This is a genomic window from Gluconacetobacter entanii (genome assembly GCF_003206495.1).
GTDB classification, from domain to species: domain Bacteria; phylum Pseudomonadota; class Alphaproteobacteria; order Acetobacterales; family Acetobacteraceae; genus Novacetimonas; species Novacetimonas entanii.
Genome location: NZ_NKUF01000024.1, coordinates 1 through 22,163 on the forward strand (window position 1 = coordinate 1; position 22,163 = coordinate 22,163).

The 22,163-nt window shown below is 61.1% G+C and carries 16 protein-coding genes; 8 read left to right on the top strand and 8 right to left on the bottom strand.

The window, feature by feature from the left end; genetic code table 11:
• Positions 1-57: 57 nt before the first annotated feature.
• A complete protein-coding gene (locus CFR72_RS10845; protein ID WP_110913965.1) occupies positions 58-648 on the bottom strand; it encodes a TetR/AcrR family transcriptional regulator in 591 nt (196 codons plus the stop codon).
• A 594-nt stretch (positions 649-1,242) separates the two neighbouring features.
• Between CFR72_RS10845 and CFR72_RS10850 the strand changes: the two genes are divergently transcribed.
• The 4 genes from CFR72_RS10850 (at position 1,243) to CFR72_RS10865 (ending at position 8,681) form a co-directional block, all read left to right on the top strand.
• Positions 1,243-4,434 (top strand): efflux RND transporter permease subunit, encoded by a 3,192-nt coding sequence (locus tag CFR72_RS10850; protein WP_110913966.1) that lies wholly within the window; start codon positions 1,243-1,245, stop codon positions 4,432-4,434.
• Positions 4,434-5,621, top strand: coding sequence for an efflux RND transporter periplasmic adaptor subunit (locus CFR72_RS10855; RefSeq protein WP_110913967.1), 1,188 nt, complete (start codon positions 4,434-4,436; stop codon positions 5,619-5,621). Before CFR72_RS10850 ends, CFR72_RS10855 begins: the two co-directional genes overlap by 1 nt.
• Positions 5,618-7,204 (top strand): efflux transporter outer membrane subunit, encoded by a 1,587-nt coding sequence (locus CFR72_RS10860; protein ID WP_110913968.1) that lies wholly within the window; start codon positions 5,618-5,620, stop codon positions 7,202-7,204. Before CFR72_RS10855 ends, CFR72_RS10860 begins: the two co-directional genes overlap by 4 nt.
• Before the next feature lie 157 nt (positions 7,205-7,361).
• The gene (locus CFR72_RS10865; RefSeq protein ID WP_110913969.1) at positions 7,362-8,681 is read left to right on the top strand and encodes a hemolysin family protein; all 1,320 of its coding nucleotides are present in this window, start codon (positions 7,362-7,364) and stop codon (positions 8,679-8,681) included.
• Positions 8,682-8,734: 53 nt separating this feature from the next.
• On the opposite strand, the gene ahpF is transcribed toward CFR72_RS10865, so the two are convergent.
• Positions 8,735-10,345 (bottom strand): alkyl hydroperoxide reductase subunit F, encoded by a 1,611-nt coding sequence (gene ahpF / locus CFR72_RS10870; RefSeq protein ID WP_110913970.1) that lies wholly within the window; start codon positions 10,343-10,345, stop codon positions 8,735-8,737.
• Between the two features lie 77 nt (positions 10,346-10,422).
• Positions 10,423-10,986 (bottom strand): alkyl hydroperoxide reductase subunit C, encoded by a 564-nt coding sequence (ahpC, locus tag CFR72_RS10875; RefSeq protein ID WP_110913971.1) that lies wholly within the window; start codon positions 10,984-10,986, stop codon positions 10,423-10,425.
• 145 nt (positions 10,987-11,131) lie between these two features.
• Here ahpC and CFR72_RS10880 point away from each other — a divergent pair, with 145 nt between their 5' ends.
• Positions 11,132-12,085: a hydrogen peroxide-inducible genes activator gene (locus CFR72_RS10880; protein WP_110913972.1), complete on the top strand. Its 954-nt coding sequence runs from the start codon at positions 11,132-11,134 to the stop codon at positions 12,083-12,085.
• A gap of 78 nt (positions 12,086-12,163) precedes the next feature.
• Positions 12,164-14,023, top strand: a complete 1,860-nt coding sequence (locus CFR72_RS10885; protein WP_110913973.1) for an ABC transporter ATP-binding protein — start codon at positions 12,164-12,166, stop codon at positions 14,021-14,023.
• Between the two features lie 40 nt (positions 14,024-14,063).
• Here the strand turns inward: CFR72_RS10885 and CFR72_RS10890 are convergent, their stop codons facing one another.
• From CFR72_RS10890 to CFR72_RS10910, 5 genes are all read right to left on the bottom strand, one after another.
• A complete protein-coding gene (locus CFR72_RS10890) occupies positions 14,064-14,999 on the bottom strand; it encodes an AEC family transporter (RefSeq protein WP_110913974.1) in 936 nt (311 codons plus the stop codon).
• A gap of 120 nt (positions 15,000-15,119) precedes the next feature.
• Positions 15,120-16,145: an L-glyceraldehyde 3-phosphate reductase gene (gene mgrA / locus CFR72_RS10895; protein ID WP_110913975.1), complete on the bottom strand. Its 1,026-nt coding sequence runs from the start codon at positions 16,143-16,145 to the stop codon at positions 15,120-15,122.
• Positions 16,146-16,973: 828 nt separating this feature from the next.
• The gene (locus CFR72_RS10900) at positions 16,974-17,828 is read right to left on the bottom strand and encodes a transporter (RefSeq protein WP_408869973.1); all 855 of its coding nucleotides are present in this window, start codon (positions 17,826-17,828) and stop codon (positions 16,974-16,976) included.
• Positions 17,829-18,472: 644 nt separating this feature from the next.
• Positions 18,473-19,255 (bottom strand): hypothetical protein, encoded by a 783-nt coding sequence (locus CFR72_RS10905; RefSeq protein WP_244182257.1) that lies wholly within the window; start codon positions 19,253-19,255, stop codon positions 18,473-18,475.
• Between the two features lie 714 nt (positions 19,256-19,969).
• Positions 19,970-20,755, bottom strand: coding sequence for an alpha/beta fold hydrolase (locus CFR72_RS10910; protein WP_110913976.1), 786 nt, complete (start codon positions 20,753-20,755; stop codon positions 19,970-19,972).
• 103 nt (positions 20,756-20,858) lie between these two features.
• Here CFR72_RS10910 and CFR72_RS10915 point away from each other — a divergent pair, with 103 nt between their 5' ends.
• Together CFR72_RS10915 and CFR72_RS10920 are read left to right on the top strand one after the other, a co-directional pair.
• Positions 20,859-21,662, top strand: coding sequence for an IclR family transcriptional regulator (locus CFR72_RS10915; RefSeq protein ID WP_244182258.1), 804 nt, complete (start codon positions 20,859-20,861; stop codon positions 21,660-21,662).
• A gap of 90 nt (positions 21,663-21,752) precedes the next feature.
• The gene (locus CFR72_RS10920) at positions 21,753-22,151 is read left to right on the top strand and encodes a GlcG/HbpS family heme-binding protein (RefSeq protein ID WP_110913996.1); all 399 of its coding nucleotides are present in this window, start codon (positions 21,753-21,755) and stop codon (positions 22,149-22,151) included.
• Positions 22,152-22,163 lie beyond the last annotated feature (12 nt).

A 22,163-nucleotide genomic window follows, 5' to 3' on the forward strand; every position in this document is an offset into this window, starting at 1 on the left:
CTCTATACAGATATGTCGGACCGAAGGGCGAGCTCAGGGATTATGGGAAGCGCGTTCTCAGCTTAGCGTAGGATTTCGCCCCCTCCCGCAAACGACCCCCTTCAGGCGTATCCATTCGTCCAGAGCCGTACGGAAGATGGCAATGCCACCCCGCGCCATCAGGCGGGCGGCGTTGCGGCGGTTTTTGCGGTCGGAAATACGTTTCGCAAGCCCGTCGGCAAGGCAGTCCTCCCACTTGGCGTATTTCTGGAAACTGACCGTCCGCAGGGAGGGCGTCTTTTCAATCAGGAACACGAACGCATAGGTGTCTTTCCGGTTTTCCGCGATCTGGGGCACCAGCGCGGTGAAGGCATGCATCATCGCATCGGCGGGATGCATGTCGGCAGGACATGAAGCCAGCGCGTCGCTCAGGCTCTGGGTCATGCCGCGCGTCCAGGCAAGGACGATGTCCCCCTTGGTCTCGAACATGCGAAACAGCGTGCGTCGCGAAACCTTGGCGGCATCGGCGATTTCATCCACCGTCGTCTGGTCGTATCCCTGCTCGGAAAACAGGTGCATCGCCTCGGCAATCAGGGTGGCGCGGATGCGTCCCTGCTTGCGCTCACGCAGGCCGGGTTTGGGCAGGTCCTCAGTGGCGTCGGGCTTCATACACTCTCCTCATGTCCGCATTCATCATGCCGCAGGGCATCGCGAACATTCAAGGCGCAAGGAAAAACGGGGCTTACGCGGGGCCGTGACCACATCAGGATGGGTCGATCAGGGGATTTTGCGGTTTCTTGCCATGCTGCTGCCCACCTGTCGAGCCTTGGTCCCCCTGTCCCGCCGCGATCTCCGGTCCCATGGCATGGCGGGCATGCCCTGTCCCGGCAGGACAGGCCCTGCTTCACGGATCCGTTACAGTCAGGAAGTTTCTTAAAAAGAATATCATGTATTATAAGTAATAATGAAAATTTTTTAGGTATTAAAAAAATATTTTAAACATTTTCCATTCATACTTTGTAAAAAACCCTGTATCTACCACGCAGGTCATTACCCCATGAAACCATGTCAGGCATCTTCTGCCGACCCTGCCGGAGTGTACACGCATGTCACTTTCCACAGATATGGCCTGTCTGTCCTAACCTTTCGTATTCGCATGCGGTCAGGAATGACCGGGGACCAGAACCAGAAATGAACCCGGCGCGATGTCCGCACGACATCCGCGCGTGCAGGGTTTGTTTCCACGCATGAAATACATATCCCATGAATGCCATCGTAGTTACCGCACTACGTCGGCCCTATACCTTCGTGGTGCTGTCGATCCTTATCGTGGTCTTTGGCATCATGTCGGTATTGCGCACGCCGACGGACGTGTTCCCGAACATCCGCATCCCCGTGGTGTCCGTTGTCTGGACCTATGGCGGGATGCTGCCGGAAGAATTCGCCGGTCGTATCATCTATAATTACGAACTGATGGTGACCTCGACCGTCGAGGGCATCGAACATATGGAAAGCAGTTCGTATTACGGCCGCGGCATCGTCAACATATACTTCCAGCCCGGAACGGACATCGGCAAGGCCGAAGCCGAAGTCACCGCCATTTCCCAGACGGTGATCAAGCAGCTTCCTGAAAACATCCCCGCCCCGATGGTCATGAGCCTCGATGCATCGTCCGTGCCCGTGCTGACGCTGCAGGTCACGTCGGACCGGCAGACGCCGTCCGACCTGTTCAAGCTGGCGATGATCCGCGTGCGTCCCTTGCTGGTGACCGTGCCGGGCGCGGTGGTGCCGCAGGCCTATGGCGGGATGGACAGCTTTGTCATGGTCGCGCTGAACCAGCAGCAGTTGCAGGCGCATCACCTGTCGGCCATGGATGTGCAGAATGCCCTGCGCGGCCAGAATATCGTCCTGCCGGCAGGGGACCAGAAAATCTCCGCCACGGACTGGATGGTGCAGACCAACGCCACGCCGCGTTCGATGAAGGAACTGGGCGATATTCCCGTCAAGCGGGTGGGCAATGCTGTCATCTATGTCCATGACGTGGCCGAGGTCTATCGCGGCGGCCATCCGCAGACCAACCTTGTGCTGGTCAAGGGCAAGCAGGGCGTTGAAATCGTCGTCATGAAAAGTGGCGATGCCTCGACGCTCGATGTCGTCGCCGGGGCCAAGGCGCTGCTGCCACGGATACAGAAACTGCTGCCACCGGATGTCAAGGTCAGCATCCTTGGCGATGCCTCTGTCTTTGTTAAGGATTCCATTTTCGACGTCGTGCGTGAAATGCTGACGGCGGCGTGCCTGACGGGCATGGTCGTGCTGCTGTTCCTCGGTTCGTGGCGGCCGACCGTCATCATCGCGACTTCCATCCCGCTGGCGATCCTGTGCGCGATCATCGGCCTTCACTGGGCGGGGCAGACGATCAATGTCATGACGCTCGGCGGGCTTGCGCTCGCGGTCGGGATCCTCGTCGATGACGCCACCGTCATGATCGAGAATATCGACGCCCATCTGGAGATGGGAAAGGAACTGGAACTTGCGATCATCGACGCGGCCAACCAGATCGTCATCCCAACCTTTGTCGCCACCACCTGCATCTGCATCGTCTGGCTGCCGCTGTTCGGGCTGAGCGGGGTTGCGGGTTGGCTGTTCATGCCGATGGCCGAGGCGATCATCTTCGCCATGATCGCGTCCTTCATCCTGTCGCGCACGCTGGTGCCGACCATGGCGAAATACCTGCTGGCCGGGCACAGCGTTGCGGGACATGGGGATTCACACCACTGCGAACCCCAGCATCATAAGCTGCAATACCCCCAGCGCCTGCCCGAACGTTTCCAGCAGGCGTTTGAACGCGGGTTCAATACCTTCCGCGAACGCTATGCTGGCCTGCTACGCTGGGCGATCGCGCGCAGGCGGCCGTTCGTCGGGGCCTTCCTGGGCGTCTCCGTCTGTTCGATGGCGCTGTACCTTGTCGCCGGGCGCGACTTCTTCCCCGAGACGAAGTCCGGCACGATCCAGATGCACATGCGCGCGCCCCTTGGCACCCGTATCGAGGTCGCAGGCCGCGAGGCCTCGCTGGTGGAGGATCGCATCAACCAGCTTTTCCCAGACCGCGTGGACACGATGATCGAGAATTGCGGCCTGCCCGAGGGTGCGCATAACCAGGCCTTCATCCCCACCCCCACCATCGGCACGCAGGACTGTGACATCACGATCGCCCTGAAGGACGAGGAAACGCCCGTATGGGATTACCGCGCCGTCCTGCGCCGTGACCTGTCGGCGCGCTTTCCCGGCACGGTCTTCACGTTCCAGCCTGCGGACCTTACGGCGCGGATCCTCAATTTCGGCTCCCCCGCGCCGATCGACGTGCAGATTTCCGGACCGGACCTGCGCGACAATTACGACTATGCCCGCAAACTGGTCAATCGCCTGCGCGCGGTGCCGGGAACCGCCGACGTGGTGATCCAGCAGACCATGAAGACGCCGACCCTGTTCGTGCAGGGCAACCGCACCTTCGGCCAGGCGACCGGCATGACGGAGGCCGACCTGGCGAACAATGAACTGATGACCCTGTCGGGCAGCCAGACGGTCGATCCACAATACTGGCTGGATCCGCAGACCGGGATCACCTTTCCGCTGAACGTCTATGTCTCGCAGGACCAGTTGACGCATTTCAGCAACCTGATGACCATTCCGGTGGACAAGGGCGATGGCGACCCGCAGGGACGGCACATGCAGTTGCTCGGTGGTATCAGCAACGTTACCGCCACCGGCACGCCGGGACAGGTGTCGCATTTCAATTCCATGCCCGAAGTCGATATCTACGTCTCGGCCGAAGGCGCGGACCTGGGGCAGGTGACAACAGGCGTGCGCCGCGTCCTGCAGCAGACGGAACGCATGGTCCCCTCTACCGCCGCCGTGACCATCCGGGGGCAGACCGAAACCATGCGCCATTCCTATGTGGAACTGGTGTTCGGACTGGTGGTGTCGGTGCTGCTTATCTACCTGCTGATCGTGGTGAACTTCCAGTCGTGGCTTGACCCGTTCATCATCATCACCGCCCTGCCCGGCGCGCTGGCCGGCATCGCATGGGCGCTGTTCCTGACCCATACCCGCCTGTCGGTGCCCGCGCTGACGGGGGCCATCATGTGCATGGGCACGGCCACCGCCAATTCCATCCTTGTCGTCTCCTTCGCACGCGAACGGATCGAGGAACATGGCAATGCCCTGCGCGCGGCGGTGGAGGCAGGGTACGGCCGCATCCGCCCGGTCCTGATGACCGCGCTGGCGATGGTGATCGGCATGGTGCCGATGGCCATGAGCAATTCGCAGAACGCGCCACTGGGCCGTGCCGTCATTGGCGGCCTGCTGGTGGCGACGGTGTCCACCTTGCTGTTCGTGCCGTGTGTTTACGCAATCCTGCATAACCGTCCGTCCCGCCACCGGGAGGAGCCGAAGTGATGTCGATCGGAAAATCGAAAAAAATGCTGCTGGTGGCCGGAAGTGTCGTCATCATGGGATGGTGCGGCTACCTTGTGGGGGAGCGCATCCACCATGCCGCCGCCCTGCGCCGTACCGCGCGTGAGGCCGCCATTCCCGACGTGATGGTGATCTCCCCCCGCCACGAGGCACGGCATGTCAGCCTCGAACTCCACGGTACGGTGGAGGCCTGGTACCAGGCCCCGATCTATCCGCAGGCTTCGGGCTATGTGCGCATGTGGTACAAGGATTATGGCGCACGTGTTGCCGCAGGCGACGTGCTGGCCGAAATCAATACGCCCGGCCTTGATGCGCAGTTCGCGCAGGCGCAGGCCGACCTGCAGTCGTCACAGGCGAAATACGACCTCGCCGTCGTCACGGCGCAGCGCTGGCGCCTGATGGGCCGGTCGCAGGCGGTCTCCGGCCAGTCGGTGTCCGTACAGGATGCCAACGAGAAATCGGCCGCCGCCGACCTTGAGGCCGCGCGCCATAACCTTGACCGTTACGCCGCCCTTGAGAGGTTCAAGGTCATCGTCGCCCCCTTCAGTGGCGTGGTGACGGAGCGCGACATCAATGTGGGCGATTACGTGCATGAAGGCGGCGGCAACCTCAACGCCAATGGCGGGGCCAGCGAACTGTTCAGCGTGGCGGACACGCACCAGATGCGGCTGTTCGTCTCCATCCCTGAAAACATGTCCTACATCCTTCAGCCTGGCCTGCAGGCCAGCGTGCGCGTGCCGCAGTTCCCCGATCGCGTGTTCGAGGGGAAATTCCTGACGGTTTCCGGCGGGTATGACCCTGATACACGGACCAGCGTCAGCGAATTCGTGATCGATAACAAGGACAATGCCCTGTGGCCGGGCACCTTTGCCGCCGTGACGCTGAGCGCGCCGGAACAGTCAGGCCACCTCAGCATCCCCACGGGGGCGCTGGTGTTTCAGGAACACGGCATGCAGGTCGCGGTCGTGGACAGCCACGACACCGCGCATTTCCGCGACATCACGGTGGGGCGCATGGGGGACGGGGCCACGCAGGTACTCTCCGGCGTCTCGACAGGCGACCGGATCATCGACAATCCCCCCGCCGATCTGCTGGAGGGGGAAAAGGTCCATGTCGTCCCGCCTGCCGCCGGATACAGCAACGACGTCTCTGAAAAGGACGATGAATGATGAAGCGCGCCATTCGTCCTGCCCCGACGCTGCGCGTGGCCTGCGTGGCCTCCATGCTGCTGCTGGCGGGATGCGACCTTGCCACCGCCTATCACACGCCACATTACGTCATCCCGACGACATGGCAGGGGCAGGCCCCCTTCGCGCCCGCGCATCCGATGGATGACAGCGTCCGCGCGGACTGGTGGAAGGGGTTTGCCGATCCCCGCCTTGATGCGCTGGAGGCCGAGGCCACGGCGCATAACGGGGACCTGCAGGCGGCGTCCGAACGCTTCATGCAGGCCCGCGCCGTCGTCAGCGAGGCCCGGTCCGACCTGCTGCCCCATTTCGGGATCGCCTTTGGCGGCAGCAACAACAAGAGTTCGGCCGAACGGCTGTTCCGCTACAAGGGGCCGATCACGGATTCCGATGAATTCTATGGCGGCATGGCCTCGTGGGAACCGGATTTCTGGTCCTCCATCCGCAACCGCGTCCGACTGCAGAAGGATTACGCGCAGGAACAGGCCGCCGAATACGCCTCCGCCCGGCTGAGCCTGCAGGCGGAACTGGCCAGCGATTATTTCACCCTGCGCGGACTTGATGCGCAGGCCGATATCTATACCCAGTCAATCCGGTACTACGAGGACTCCCTGCGCGTGACGCGTACGCGCCTGCAGGACCAGGCGGCCTCGCGCCTCGACGTGGCGCGCGCGGAAAACCAGCTTTACACCACACAGGCGCATCTGCTCGACATCCAGGCGCAGCGTGAGGTGATGGAGCATGCCATTGCCGTGCTGGTCAATGTCGCGCCGTCTTCCTTCCACCTTGCCGCCGACAGCCACCTGAACGCAAACCGGCTTGCCGTATCGCCCGGGCTGCCGTCCGAACTGCTTGAACGCCGTCCAGACGTCGCCATGGCAGAACGCCAGATGGCGCAGGCCAACCGGGCCATCGGCATCGCGCGTGCGGCGTTCTATCCCCATGTCTCCTTCCGGATGGATGGGGGTTTTGGTGATAACGGCTTCAACCTCGCCAATCTCGCCAACAGCATGTGGACCTATGGCGCCACGGCCACGCTTCCGGTGTTTGAAGGTGGGCTGCGGCGTGCGCAGTTGCAGCAAAGCTGGTCGGCCTATCGCGAGACACGCGATCATTACCGCATGACGGTGCTGACGGCCTTCCGCGATGTGGAGGACGGGCTGTCACGCACGAAGCGGCTGGATGGCGAAAACGCCCGCCTGCGGGCCGCCGTGGGCGCGGCAAGCCAGACGCAGGACATCACGATGAACCTGTACAAGGGGGGCCTTGCCGCCTATCTCGATGTCCTGATCGCACAGGTCAGCACGCTGGAGGCACGCATACAGCAGGTCGAGGTGCAGACGCGCTACCTTCAGGCGCAGGTCGGGCTGATCCGGGCCTGTGGCGGGGGATGGGATGCCTCCCTGCTGCCTGCGCCGAACCGGCTGCCCTCCGTGGGGCCATTGCAGTATTCCGGCCTGCATCAGGCCCGCGCGGTTGGCGATGTCCCCGCGCCCCGTACCCGTGGCGAGGATCCCGAAGACAACCTGACCGGGCCGAACCTGTCCGCCCTGTCGGTCAGGTAGCGTTCCATGCGGGCCGCATCTGGCCCGCATGAAAAATTATGTCCGTTATTATTTATAAAAAACATACTTACATGGCGTATGTATGTTTTTTAAAATATATCCATGTCTTGTGGGTTTCGTGCTACTTTGGGGGCGTTGTCTCTTAACAGGTGCCCTTGTGATTCTGTTTCTATCCGGCCTGATTTCTCTTGTTCTTCTGGTCGCACTCAATATTTTTATTTCACTTTCGGAAATATCGTTCGCGGCCGCGCGTGATGTCCGGCTCCGCTCACGCGCGGATGCGGGCGATGAACGCGCCACCGCCTTCCTGCGCCTGCGCCGCAATAGCGGGCAGGTCATGACGGTCCTGCAGATATGCCTCAACGGTGTGGGGGTGCTGGGCGGGATCATCAGTTCGGAAATGCTCGCCCCGTCCCTGACGCAGGGGTTCATGGCATGGCACCTGGGCGAAGCCACGGCCCAGACCCTGGCCGCAACGGTGGGCTTCTTCCTCGTGACCGGCATGTTCGTGCTGTTTGCCGACCTGATCCCCAAGCGCGTCGCGATGAACGCCCCGGACAAGGTCGCCCTTGCGGTCGGGTGGTTCCCGGCCATGGCGCTGAAACTGCTCTATCCCCTTGTCTGGGTGTTTTCCAAGATGTCGGATGCGATCCTGCGGGCGATGAAAATCCCCGCCGCATCGGCGGTCGAACCCGTAACCCCGGAGGACCTGCGCGCGATCCTTGCCGCAGGCACCGCATCGGGCGTCCTGCTGGAGCAGGAACACCAGATGATCCAGAACGTGCTGGGACTGCAGGACCGTTCCATCACATCGGCCATGACGCCGCGTGACGAGATCGTGTTCCTCGACCTGCAGGAAAGCCTGGAGGAGCAGAAGGCCAAGGTGCGCGCCAAGCCCTATTCCCGCTACCCCCTGTGCAATGGCGGCCTCGACAACGTTGTGGGGTCCATCCGGGCGGAAGACGTGCTGGCCGCCGTGGTGGACCGTGTCCCGGCCTCCGGCGTGGCCTCTCCTGACGACAGGGTGGATTTCGGGGTGCGGCGCGATGTCCTGTCGGTGCCGGAGACGATCAACCTGTGGGACACGCTGGCGCAGTTCGACACCCATGGGGTCGGCTTTGCCCTTGTCGTGAACGAATACGGGCTTGTGGTGGGCCTGATCACGTTCAAGGACATCATGGGCGCCCTGATGGGAGGGGTCGCAAACCCGTTCGAGGAGCAGTTGATCGTCCGGCGTGATGCCAATTCATGGCTGATCGACGGTGCGGCCTCGATCGAGGATGTGCGCCGTGAACTCGACGCCACGGACCTTGACGAAGCCGGTCCCTTTGACACCATCGGCGGCTTTGTCATGCACCGCCTGCGCCGCATGGCGCGCAAGGCCGACCGGGTGGACACGGCGCGCTTCCGCTTCGAAGTGGTCGATGTCGAAGGATTCCGCATTAACCAGTTGCTTGTGACCCGGCTTCAGGGCTGAATGCAGAAACGCCGCCTTCGTGAAAGAAGGCGGCGTCTGGTGAAGATTTTTGATTACTTTGCCGCGGTTTCCATGGCAGCGACATGCTTTTCCCCGGCGGCAGGGACGCGGATCAGGTAATCAAAGGCCGAAAGCGCGGCCTTCGCACCATCACCGATGGCAATGACGATCTGCTTGTACGGCGTTGTCGTGGCATCCCCGGCCGCAAAGATGCCCGGAATGGACGTCGCGCCATGGTCATTGACGACGATCTCGCCAAAATCGCTCAGCTTTACGGTGCCTTTCAGCCATCCGGTATTGGGCAGCAGGCCGATCTGCACGAACACCCCTTCCAGATCCAGATGGTGATCCGCGCCATCCCCCCCGCGATAGGTCAGGCCGGTGACATTTTTACCGTTGCCTTCGATCCGGGTGGTCAGCGCCTCTGTCAGGACCGTGACGTTGGGCATGCTGTACAGCTTGTCCTGCAGTACCTTGTCGGCCTTCAGGTGCGATCCTCGTTGCAGCAGCGTGACATGCGCGACAATCCCGGCAAGGTCGATCGCGGCCTCGACGCCACTATTGCCCCCGCCCGCTACCGCAACGCGCTTGCCCTTGTAGAACGGACCATCGCAATGCGGGCAGTAGGCCACGCCCCTATTGCGATATTCCTCCTCCCCTGGCACGCCGAGGTGACGCCAGTGCGCGCCTGTGGCGATGATGACCGTGCGGGCATGCAGGATCGCCCCGCTTTCCAGCGCCACGCCATGCAGGCCGCCCGGTTGTGCCGCGGGGAACAGTTCCTGCGCACGCTGGGAGGAGATCACATCGACATCATACTGCCGGACATGGGCCTCGAGCGCTGCGGACAGTTTCGGGCCGTCGGTTTCCTTGACCGAGATGAAATTCTCGATCCCGTCCGTATCCATCACCTGCCCGCCAAAGCGCTCCACCACGATGCCGGTGCGCACGCCCTTGCGCGCGGCATAGACGGCGGCAGAAGCCCCCGCCGGCCCGCCGCCAATGATGAGTACGTCAAAGGGCGCGACATTTTTCAGCGTCTCCGCCATGCGCCGGGGCGCGTCCGCATCCAGCTTCGCAAGGATCTGCTCAACATCCGCGCGCCCGGTTTCGAACGGCTCGCCATTGAGGTAGACCTGCGGCACGGACATGATGTTGCGCGCCGTCACCTCATCCTGGAACAGTGCGCCGTCAATGGTGGTGTTGTGGATGTTGGGATTGAGTACGCTCATGGCGTTGAGCGCCTGCACCACGTCGGGGCAGTTCTGGCATGACAGCGAGACGTAGGTCTCGAACGCGTATTTTCCCGGCATGGCGCGGATCTGCGCGATCACGTCATCCGAAAATTTCGGCGCATGTCCACCAACCTGCAGCAACGCCAGCACGAAGGACGTGAATTCATGGCCCATCGGGATGGCCGCGAAGGTCACGCCCGCCATGCCTTGCCCGGTGGCATCCGCCCGACGGATGACGAAGGAAGGGCGGCGTGTGGCCACGCCCTGCTCCGACACCTGCACCTTGTCGGAAAGGGCGGCGACCTCGTGCAGCAGTTCATGCATCTCACGCGATGGGGCGCTGTCATCAAGCGAGGCCTCCAGCACGACCGGATGGGCCAGGGTCGCCAGATACCCCTTGAGTTGCGCCTTGATGGTGTCCTGCAACATGGGAAAGAACTCCGCTTTTTCCGAAAAGGTGGGTACGGTGGCCCGACCCGCAAAGGGGCCGGACCACGGACCTGCGATCAGATCTTGCCGACGAGATCCAGCGACGGGGTCAGGGTCGCGCTGCCTTCCTTCCACTTCGCGGGGCACACTTCGCCCGGGTGGGAGGCGACATACTGCGCGGCCTCGATCTTGCCGAGGAGTTCGCTCGCGCTGCGGCCGACGCCGCCTGCCGTGATCTCGATATACTGGATCCTGCCTTCCGGATCGATCAGGAAGGTGCCACGCTCGGCAAGGCCGGCGTCCTCGATCAGCACATCGAAATTGCGTGCGAGATGCCCGGTCGGGTCACCGATCATCACGTACTTGATCTTGCTGATGGCCGGCGAGGTGTCATGCCATGCCTTGTGCGTGAAATGCTTGTCGGTCGAGACCGAGTAGATTTCCACACCAAGCTTCTGGAACGCGGCATAGTTGTCGGCCAGGTCCTCAAGCTCCGTCGGGCAGACGAACGTGAAGTCGGCCGGATAGAAGAAGAAAACGGACCATTTGCCCTTAACATCGGCATCGGTCACCGTGATGAACTTGCCATTGTGGAAGGCGTCGGCCTTGAAAGGCTTCAGGGGCGAATTGATGCGTGCCATGTGAAATGCTCCTCGCTTTCGCTTGTCAGTTGATGACAGGTCATGTTGTCCCACGAACACGGATGACGCGGAAACTGTTTGTTCTGATAGCTCTGATAGGCAGAACCTTTCAATCCCTCCTCAGGAATCCGTTATACCTATACACATGAGCTATATTCCCCTTTCCGGCCTGTCGCTGCGGGACATTGAATATGTTGTCGCGGTGGACGACCTGCGCAACTTCTCCCGTGCGGCGGAACGCTGTGGCGTCAGCCAGGGTGGCCTGTCGGAGCAGGTGCGCAAGCTTGAAACCCTGCTTGGCGTGGTCCTGTTCGAACGCACCCGCCGCCATGTCGCCCCCACCCCGCAGGGCGCGCGCCTGATCGCGCTGGGGCGCGAGGTGATTGCCGCCGCCCGCGCCATGATCGAGGCCGCGCGCGTGCAGGCAGGCCCGCTCGAAGGCATGCTGCGCATTGGTGTCATCGCCACGCTTGGTCCCTATTACGTGCCAAGCCTGTTGCCGCTGCTGCGCCATGCCTATCCGCAACTCAGGCTGCAACTGACCGACAGCCAGACGCTTCCCATGCTGCGGATGCTGCGTCATGACGAACTTGACCTTGTCTTCGCCGCCCTGCCGGTCAGTCATGAAGCCCTCCATTACGCACCAATTTTTGAAGAGCCGTTTGTCGCCGCCTTTCCCGCCAGCCACCCGCTTGCGCACCGCCAGACGCTTGCGATGGGCGACCTTGACGGGCCGGACCTGCTGCTGCTTGAAGAAGGACATTGCCTGCGCGATCAGGCGCTGGCCCTGTGCGGCATGCCTGCGCATCACGACCGACAGCGCCTTGCCACCAGTCTGGAAATGCTGTGGCATATGATCGGCGCGGGCGAAGGATATTCGCTGATTCCCCGCCTTGCCCTGCGTCATCGCGGGGAGTGGGAGGACCTGATCACCACCACGCCCCTTGCGGATGCGCAACGCACCATCGGCCTTGTCTGGCGCGCATCAGACCCGAGGGAGGACGCATTCCGCGCATTCGCCCGTTTCCTGCGCGAAAACACGCCCGATGGCTGTCGTCCGGTGGCGGATTACCCCACAATCGCCGATGCGCGGGAATAATGCCTTCCCCTTCCCTTACCCCCTGCCCCGGACGGTCATGCGGGCCGTCCTTTCTGTCACGTTCATGGAAAACCGGTCTTGCCTGATAAGTCTGCCTCCCGAACGCATCGGTCCGATGCAGGTCCATCATGGCGCACATGGCTGTCGCGGCGTTTCGGGGTGTACGGCCACCTTCCGCGCATGTTCCGGCAGTTGTGGCAATGCAGCCCTGCCCTGACACTGGCCAGCATGGGACTGCGCCTGATACAGGCGATCCAGCCACCGCTCGCACTTTATGTCGCGAAACTGATTGTCGATGGGGTCATACATCTCGGCGGACATGCACGGGACCGTGCGGGGGCGGATCATCTGGAACTCTGGCTGGCGGTGGAATTCGGGCTGATCATCCTGTCGGACCTGACATCGCGTGCGGTGGCCCTTGTCGATGGCCTGCTGAACGAACGCTATATCAACGCCGTCAGTATTGCGCTGATGGAACATGCAGCGACGCTGGACCTTGCGCAGTTTGAATCCAGCGAACTGCAGGACCTGCTGGAACGTGCCCGCCGGCAGGCATCGGGGCGCAACAACCTGCTGGTGCAACTGTTCAATATCGGCCAGACGGCGCTGACGGCCATCACGCTGGTCATCGGCGTTGTCGCCTTTGCCCCGTGGATGGTCCTGATCCTGATTGTCGGCCTGCTGCCCGCTGCTGCCGGGGAGGCCCGCTTCAATGCCGAGGCCTATCGCCTGATGCGGGCGAAAACCGCGGAACGGCGGGAAATGGAATATCTGCGCAGCATCGGGGCCAGTGCGGAACATGCCAAGGAAATCAAGCTGTTCTGGCTGGGCGGTTTCCTTGTGGAGCGTTTCCGCGCGGCGGCGGCCACCGTCCTTGAACAGAACCGCAGGCTTGCCGTGCGCCGTTTTGGGTGGAGCAGCCTGTTCGCCGCCATCGGGTCCGTGACCTATTACGGTGTCTATGTCGTGATCGTGCATGACACGGTGCGCGGGCAGTTCTCGGTCGGGGACCTCACGTTCCTGTCGGGATCGTTCCTGCGGCTGCATGGCCTGCTGTCCAGTCTGCTGCTCGGCATTACGCAGACGGCGGGACAGGCGCAGTATCTTGATGATTTCTTCGCCTTTCTCGACCTGCGCCCGGTCATCATGTCCCCGGTTGCGACACGCCCGTTTCCATCGCCGATCCGCCACGGCATCCGCTTTCACGATGTCGGGTTCCGGTATCCGGGCACGGACCGCTGGGCGCTGCGGCATCTGGACCTGCGCATCGCGGCGGGGGAAACGGTGGCGCTGGTGGGGGAAAATGGCGCGGGCAAGACGACCATCGTCAAGCTGCTGACACGCCTGTACGATCCCGATGAGGGAGAGATCACGGTCGATGGCGTGTCGTTGCGCGACATGGACCTTGATGACCTGCGCGCCCATATCGGGGTCATTTTTCAGGATTTTGTCCGCTATAGCCTGACGGCGGCGGAAAATATCGCCGTCGGGCGTATCGGGGCGCTGTCGGATTCCGCGCGGATCACGGCCGCCGCGCGCGAAGGACTGGCCGATGGGGTGGTTGAAAAACTGCCGCTGGGATACGACCAGCCCCTTGGCAAACGGGTGGCGAAAGGACGCGACCTGTCCGGTGGGGAGTGGCAGAAGATCGCCATTTCACGCGCCTATATGCGCGATGCCGACCTGCTGATCCTTGATGAGCCGACATCCGCGCTTGATGCGCGGGCGGAGGCCGATGTCTTTGAACGCATGCGCGCCCTGCGCCATGGCAAGGCCGCGCTGGTGATTTCCCACCGTTTTTCGACCGTGCGGACTGCGGACCGCATCGTGGTGCTGGAACATGGGCAGGTGCTGGAATCCGGCACGCATGACGAACTGCTGGCCCATGGCGGGCGCTATGCCGAACTGTTTGCACTGCAGGCGGCGGGGTATCAGTAGGCGCGAAAACTTTACAATGACGCCAGCGATGATACGGGCCTCATTCCGTGCAGGCGATGAAGAACGTCATCGTCAGGACCGACAGGACCGCGCTGAGGAACAGGGTCGATGCGGCCTCACGCTCATCAACCCTGAAGCGGACGGCCAGGATCACCATCACGGTGCCAACCGGAATGGACAGCGCGAGCACCGCCGCACGGATCGTCTCGTGTGACATGCCGATCAGCACCATGATCCCCCACGAGACCGCAGGCACGAGGATGTTGCGCGCGGCCACCGTCATGACGACGGGCAGTGTGATGGATACACGCTGTGCAAACAGCACGATCCCCGACGCAAACAGCGCCACACCCGCCGCCGCATTGCCAAGCAGGCCGAGCGAGTCCAGCAGCGCCCCGGGAAGATGCATATCCATCACCACCAGCATCGTCGCCGCGATCGGCGCCCAGACGATCGGTTCCTCCAGCGAGGAGATGATCTGCCTGCGGATCCCCGGCGGGGCCGCGATCCCCGCACTTGCATTCTTTGCCAGCAGCATGAAACAGAGCGGTGTCTGCACCATCACCATGGCAAACACCGCGGCCGAAATGGCGACGGTGGCGCTGCTATGCCCGATCAGTGGCGGCAGCATGGCCGAACCGATGAAGGGGACGGACGGCGCGCCAATCGCCAGTCCCTGCAGCGTCGCACCCGACGCATCACGCCGGAACACATGCCGCGACATCAGATAGGCCACGACAAAACTGCCGCACATCAGCAGGAAGACACAGGCCGCAAGAGGCACCTGCTGCGCCAGGATTGCGCGTGGCGTCCTGGTGATGCCCACGAACAGGTTCAGCGGGAACGCATACAGCATGACCATCCGGTTGAGGGTGGAGACCTGCTCCCCATCGAAATCCTTATGCCAGCCTGCCCGGTAACCAAGGGAAAACACCACGATGAGTGGCAGCATCGCGGCAAGTATGTTTGAAAGCATGCAGTCGTAAGTCCCGTGATATACAAGGCAGGGCCGCAGGTGTCCTGACGTCCCCGTAACGTTTTACAGTACGGGCGTGATTATGGAACAGGGATGGGGCCACCGCACCGTCATCGCGGGTCAGAGGGCGCTGACACTGCGCCACAGGTCGATCTTTCCGTCCCTGGCGTACTGGTCGATCCGGTTCAGTTCATCCGTGGTGAAATGCAGGTTCTTCAGCGCATCAAGCGAATTGTCCAGTTGCGCCACGGTACGCGCGCCGATCAGCGCGGATGTCACCCGCGGGTCACGCAGCACCCACGCAATGGCCATCTGCGCCAGGCTCTGCCCCCGTTGCGCCGCAAGGTCATTGAGCGCCCGTACATGGGCAAGGTTTTCCTCCCCCAGCATCTCGGGATTGAAGGAGGTGCCTTTTGTCGCGCGGGACTGATCGGGAACGCCGTGGAGGTATTTGTCCGTCAGCAGTCCCTGCGCCAGCGGCGAAAAGGCGATGCATCCCACGCCAAGTTCCGCCAGCGTGTCGAGCAGCGAGACCTCCACCCACCGGTTCAGCAGGGAATATGATGGCTGGTGGATCAGCAGCGGCACGCCTTGCGCCTTCAGGATTGCCGCAGCCTCACGCGTGCGTTCCGGGCCGTAGGAGGAAATGCCGACATACAGCGCCTTGCCCTGACGCACCATCTGCACCAGCGCGCCCATTGTCTCCTCAAGCGGGGTATCGGGCGACGGACGGTGGGAATAGAAGATATCGACGTAATCAAGGCCCATGCGACGCAGGCTCTGATCCAGCGAGGCCAGCAGGTATTTGCGTGATCCCCCCACCCCGTAAGGACCGGGCCACATGTCCCATCCTGCCTTGGAGGAGATGACCATCTCGTCACGATGGGCGGCGAAATCCTTTTTCAAGATCTCGCCGAAATTTTCTTCGGCGGAGCCATAGGGCGGGCCGTAATTGTTCGCCAGATCGAAATGCGTGACCCCACGGTCGAATGCCCGGCGGATGACCGCACGGCCCGTTTCGAACACATCGACCCCACCGAAATTCTGCCATAACCCCAGGGAGATCGGCGGCAGATCAAGCCCGGAACGGCCGCAACGCCGGAAACCGGCCTGTTCATAACGGTGTGCGTCAGGAACCCATGTCATATTTTCTGCCCCCGTGGTCAATTATTCGTAGTCCATTACCGGACGGTCCACGATATACGCCAGTGACCGGGACGGCAAAGGGAGGACGATCGCATCTACTCCCATTCCCCCCCAGAAACAGGGGGCAATCCTGCGCGCCGGTACCGATCCCGCTGGTTCCGGCGGTGCTCTCGCTCCAGATCGCGCCTTCGCGCAGCTCCAGCATGAGGCAGGCCGGCAGGTGTGCGATCAATATTACGGACCAGAATGATGGCGTTCCGATCGATCCGCAGGACCATCAGGCCCCCTGCACAAGGCCGAACAGGCGGCGCATTTCAGGCATGTCGGTTTTCAGAAGATTTCTGGAACAGACAGCAACATGTCGGAATTCCGCCCCGGACAGGACATCGGACCTCCATCCCTGCGGCAGATCCAGATTATGGGGCTAGGCACAATGCGGCCAGGATCTGGCGATCTCACTCGTGCTCGACATTCGCAGCAACTGCTTCGGGACGATGGGGCCCCTGCACCTTTCACAGGCCATGCCGATCTTGGTTCATGGCCTGTACATCAGGTCATGCACGATGCATGGGTATAAAAGCGTGGTTTTCCTGTACAGGTTTATTTGCTCATGGAATATCCTACCTTCCATTATAGGCATGGAGGCACTTGTCTCATATTTTCCATCAATCCTGTATCAACTTGCCGGGATACGGGTGTCATTTCCTGCTGGCGCGACGTCGCTGCCGGATTGCACCATGGATGGAAATAAATGACACAGGATACGGAAAAGACGAACCATGACCACGCCATTGCGGGAATGACGGATGTCAGCGCAGGCCCCTTCATTTACCATAGATAGACGAATTTGACGTAATAGGCATTGCTTTCGGGAACATTTCGCCCGTCCACGGAATGGGAGTAGCGGGTGGTAAAGGACAGGTGCTGCGAAATATTGAACATCACCCCGGCGCCAAGCGTGATTTCACGGCTGTTGGAATCATCCAGATACTGTCGTGCGGTATTGTCATACGTTCCCTTGACATTCTGACAGTCAAGGGCAAGGAACGGCTCGAACAGATGCGTCGCCTTCCAACTGAAACGCAGGTTGGTGTAGAATACGACACCGGGGTTATAGCTATGCTGTCCCTTCTGGTGTTTCGCTGCCCCGGCGACCGTTCCGGCATCCCCGTCGAAGCTGAAATGTTTCCATTCATAATCGAAGATGAAGCTGGAAATGTTTGACCAGTAATTGGGCGATGTCGCATCGCGCGTACCCACTGCGGTCTGCATGAAGGTCTGGATGCCGAAAGTACTGTGCCTGTTGGGCTTGAACCATGCGGCAGGACCGACAATCGTGGGGCCAAGGCCGCCGTAATTGGTGCCATTCGCCAGGCTGTAGCTTTCCGTCTGGATCAGTTCGAATGCGAACCCTACATGCGGGATGGCGGCGAAACTGCGGAAATGCACGTATTTCGTCATGCCCGCCCATGTATGGCTGCCGCCATTGGCATGCCGTTGTCCGTCGCTGTTATAGGAACTGCCGGCCGCATTCCCGTCGCCATATTGCACGAGCACATTGAATGGCTTGAAATCAACCGGCAGGTCATATTCATGCGGACCGATGATCCCGAGGGTGACGTCGGCGGCCCTTGCGGAGCGCGCGCCGAAGATGACGACGGACATGAGCGCGTAACGGAGCATGGCACGGGGCCATGCCGACCTTTCTGTATGATGCATGGGGACGTTTCCATGGTGCAGCACGGTCGCCGGAATGATGCCCGGCACCCGAGCAGGTTATTGTTGTTTATTTATTTTTATCCTGCACACCGTCGAGTGTATAGGCGATGATGTAATCACCACTTCGCGCGCTCAGTTCACCATGACCGCTTGTGGCAATCACGACATATTGCTTTCCATTTATTTCATACGACATCGGCGTTGCCTGACCGGCCGCCTGCGGGCAGGTGCTCTCCCGTCACGATGTCCAGCGCGATGGTCGCGGACGACGCGTGCCGCCCCAGTAGTGGGGACATAGACCAGCCCGAGGTTGAGGTCCGCCGTATAGACGTGGCCAGACAGAACTTTCCCTCTACCACAAGCGAGTGCGTCACTCTTCAGCATGAAAATCTGAAGAAACGCCGCGCGATATCATGATTTATTCACAGAGTTTTGTGGTTGGAAAACCAGACTGTCTTATTCCTGAGACAATCCGGCAGCAACTTTCGGCATGACCGGGGAAGCATCATCCCGATGCTGCTGCCTCACCACGCTTTGCACCGCCCATGCGGGACGGTGTGGGCATACCTGCGGATACCGGTCGTTTTGCGGCAGGACGGGGACAGTTCCTATCGGAACCTGTCGGCCTCTTTGACGCTGCGCTCATAAAGGACGGCATCCTGCCGGTATAGTGCATGGATGCGTGCCGTCTGGCGTGCTGTCAGGGCAACGTCCTGACTGGTGCTTTCATTCAGATGCCGGATGGGCACGTCGCGGAATGCCGGCAGGATCCTGTGCAGGTTCGTGACAGCCTGCATGGGAACCAGATGATCCACCAGAAGACGATCCGAGCGGTCATTTACGTACCAGGACTGCGGACGGAAAATATGGTCCATGTCATAGACCGAACGGGCATTTTCGACATGATCGAGCGCATCGTCCACAGAACGGAAATTCATGTAGCGTTCGCGAAAGGTGTCAACGACCTGCCGGTGCCGTCCTCCGCCCGCCCGGGCGTAACAGTAGGAAGACACGAAACGCGCAACAGGATCGCGCATGATGGCAACACTGGGCAGCCTGCGAAGGGCCGCCGGTGCGGTCGTGGCAAAGAAATGCATTGTTTCATGCAGCATGGGACGACCATAAAGCGCCGTCGCAATCGAGGTCCCCGCATTTTTGGGCACATGGATAAACAGCACGCCACGCTGCGCGATCAGTTGCATCCGTGCCCGACGCTTGCGCCCATGGGGAATATAGAGCCCATGATCCGCCGCCCATTCATGAAAGTCCGAAGGAAGCTGAAAGCCCATCCTGCGCGTCAGGGAATGAAACAGGGTCTGGGGCAATGCGGACTGAGAAACCCTGTGTCGTGGATTTACCGAACATTCCGACGTGGGGCTGTCAGTACTCATGTGATATGGCGATCTCTTGCTGGAATGAAATCCGGAAATAAATGTTCCGGAGACAGAAAAAACCTATCACACGTCCGGATAAAATCGAGCCCCAGGCAACGGCCTGTTACTTTATTTTGCACAAAAATTACATGACAGAACCAATCTGGTACGCTTGACCACCATGGATTCTGACATAATTTGAAATCTATATTTTGAAATATTATCCCTGCCCCAAGATTATGGTCAGGGCAGCCGTTTTTCATTATCCTGTAATGTCAACTGCATTTTGCAGCGCTTTTCCTCATGGCAGGAAATGGCCGGGGCCTGCGTCCGTCCATCAAGTTCAGGACCGACAGGGCCATGTCGTGCAATCTCCCGGCGTCCCCTTGCGTCAGGGACGTTGGATCAGGGACGGGCGCCCGATCATATCGGCTTTCGCGGAAACGGCCTGATTTTCCGGGATGCCCATGGCGGGGACACCCTTGTATTCATACGACGCGGCAGGCGACACGCCCGGCAATGTAAGGACATGCAATGACTGCCTTGCCTGCCGCTGTACCGTCGCATCCGGCCTGTATGCACCATGACCGCCTGCATGGAAAAACGGTCATGTGCGATAATATCAAAGCCCGATTATGGTTGCTGCGAAGATGACGGTGCCGCACCCGCCATCACCGCAACGCACATTCCGCCAAGCCTTCCCTTCCCTTCCCTTCCCTTCCCTTCCCTTTCCTACGCCGCTTCCAGAAACTGCTGCATCAGGTGCAGGAATTCCGCCGGGGCCTGCGCATGCACCCAGTGACCGGTGTTGGGTATGATCTCGAGTTGGTAATGGGGAAAGAGTTTTCGCATCATGGGATAGCTGGCCGGCTGGATATATCGTGACTGCCCGCCGGCGATAAACAGCGTCGGGCCATCATAATGTATGCCTGCCGCCAGTGTCGGCCATCCGATGATCGCGGGCATGGACCGGGCGATTTCGTGAATGCCGATATTCCAGTGCGGATGTTCCCCCAGATCAAGGTTCATCATCATCAGGTCACGCACCGGCTTTTCCGCGATATCATGGGCCAGCAGCGCATCCGCCCCGGCCCGGTCCAGAAAATCAGGCAGCGGCAGGTCGGCCATCTTCGCAGCCAGGTGCTGCGACTGTGCCAGCCCACCCTGCGCCGGGGCGATATCGGCAACCAGCAGGGAATGTACGTCCGCGGGAAACGACAGGGCCATCATCATTGCCGTCTTCCCCCCCATCGAATGGCCCATAATCGTGGCAGGCAACGCATCGTGGGCCGACAGTGTCTCATGCACATCGGCGGCAAGCGTGGGATAGTCCATCATCCCATGGGGGCTTTGCCCATGGTTGCGCAGGTCAAGCGCCAGCGTCCGCCGCGTGGCCGCAATACGTCGCTGGAAAAACCCGAAATTGCGCCCACGCCCGAACAGGCCATGCAGGAAAACGACAGGCGGCCGTGACAGGTCACCATTTTCCGGACCCAGTTCAATCGTATTGAGCAACATGGACAAGCAAACTCCGTTTTTCCATCTGGCCTGACTGCCTATCCTAGGGTAATCGGCCCCATGCCGCCTGTCATAACTTTGTGGGGATGCGCCGGGCCCGGAATTGACCGCGAAATCCGGGTATGTTCCGCTGTGCCACACGTCTCGATCTGCGCCGGATGGCGGGGAATACACCGTGGAAAACACGCCGAAACTGATCCAGTCCATCGAACGCTCCGCCGCCATCCTGGAAATCATCGCCCAGGAAGGCGGCGCGGCAAGGCTCCAGCGGATCGCAAGCATTGCCGGGATCGGCAAGACCACGGTACACAATATCCTCCAGACACTGGACCAGCTTGGCTATGTGCAGCGCCGGGCGGGCGACGTGCGCTACCATCTTGGGGGACGTATCCTGAACCTTGCGCGCATTGCGGGCGACGACAATACGCTGCGCGCGCGCCTGCGGCCAATGCTCGACGCCATTGCCCGCGAAAGTGGCGCGACCGCATGGCTTGCGGTGCCCAGCGGGGACGAGGCCACCTACCTTGACATCGTGGACGTTGCGAACCCGGCGATGGTCACATCGGGGATCCGCCGCCGCGAACGGCTCGAGGGATCGGCCGTGGGACTGGTGTTCCTTGCCTTTGTCCCGGGACTGGGCAAGCGCGTGCTGGCCACCCGCGCCAACGCACTGGACGAGGATATCCGCACCCAGATCGAGGCCGTCAGGACGCGGGGCTATGCGCTGGACCTCGAGGCCTACCAGTCCGGCCTGAACGGTGTCGCCATCCCGTGGCGCGAAAATGGCGAGGTACGGGCCAGCATCTGCCTGACGGGGTCCGCGGCACAGTTCCCCCGCCCCAGGCTGACGCGCATGGCCTGGATGATGATGCGGCACGCCGAATGTATCGCCGTTCAACAATGCTGAATAAACGGATTTTATGGTATCCGGCAGGTTCCCACGTCGAAGGGGGCGGCTATTGTGCATTTTTTATTCACAACAGCGGTCATGGGCATGATGAAACTGTCTTCTGCTACACTGATACTGGATACCGCACTGGCCGAGGCGCAGAAGCGTGGCGTCAGCGTCTGCATTTCCATCGTCGATGCGGCCGCATGGCCCGTGGCCTTCGTACGCATGGACGGCGCGCCGCTTGGCGTCATAGATGTCAGCAACAAGAAGGCACGCACGGCGGTACTGTTCCAGATGGACAGCGCGGATTTCGCCAAAGTGGCCCATCCCGACGCTGGTGCCTATACGCTGGAGAACACCAATGGCGGCCTGACCAGCTTTGGCGGCGGCGTGGTGCTGAAGGCGGCGGATGGCACGGTGTTGGGCGGGATCGGTGTCTCCGGCGCGGCCACGCAGGATGACATCGACATCGCCCGTACCGCGGCAGATACCCTAACGGCCTGAATGGCTATTGCC

Excerpts from the sequence above, each read along its gene's own strand:
- CFR72_RS10845 (WP_110913965.1), bottom strand. The coding sequence starts at position 648 with ATGAAGCCCGACGCCACTGAGGACCTGCCCAAACCCGGCCTGCGTGAG.
- CFR72_RS10850 (WP_110913966.1), top strand. The coding sequence starts at position 1,243 with ATGAATGCCATCGTAGTTACCGCACTACGTCGGCCCTATACCTTCGTG.
- CFR72_RS10855 (WP_110913967.1), top strand. The coding sequence starts at position 4,434 with ATGTCGATCGGAAAATCGAAAAAAATGCTGCTGGTGGCCGGAAGTGTC.
- CFR72_RS10860 (WP_110913968.1), top strand. The coding sequence starts at position 5,618 with ATGATGAAGCGCGCCATTCGTCCTGCCCCGACGCTGCGCGTGGCCTGC.
- ahpF (WP_110913970.1), bottom strand. The coding sequence starts at position 10,345 with ATGTTGCAGGACACCATCAAGGCGCAACTCAAGGGGTATCTGGCGACC.
- ahpC (WP_110913971.1), bottom strand. The coding sequence starts at position 10,986 with ATGGCACGCATCAATTCGCCCCTGAAGCCTTTCAAGGCCGACGCCTTC.
- CFR72_RS10880 (WP_110913972.1), top strand. The coding sequence starts at position 11,132 with ATGAGCTATATTCCCCTTTCCGGCCTGTCGCTGCGGGACATTGAATAT.
- CFR72_RS10890 (WP_110913974.1), bottom strand. The coding sequence starts at position 14,999 with ATGCTTTCAAACATACTTGCCGCGATGCTGCCACTCATCGTGGTGTTT.
- mgrA (WP_110913975.1), bottom strand. The coding sequence starts at position 16,145 with ATGACATGGGTTCCTGACGCACACCGTTATGAACAGGCCGGTTTCCGG.
- CFR72_RS10900 (WP_408869973.1), bottom strand. The coding sequence starts at position 17,828 with ATGCTCCGTTACGCGCTCATGTCCGTCGTCATCTTCGGCGCGCGCTCC.
- CFR72_RS10905 (WP_244182257.1), bottom strand. The coding sequence starts at position 19,255 with ATGAGTACTGACAGCCCCACGTCGGAATGTTCGGTAAATCCACGACAC.
- CFR72_RS10910 (WP_110913976.1), bottom strand. The coding sequence starts at position 20,755 with ATGTTGCTCAATACGATTGAACTGGGTCCGGAAAATGGTGACCTGTCA.
- CFR72_RS10920 (WP_110913996.1), top strand. The coding sequence starts at position 21,753 with ATGAAACTGTCTTCTGCTACACTGATACTGGATACCGCACTGGCCGAG.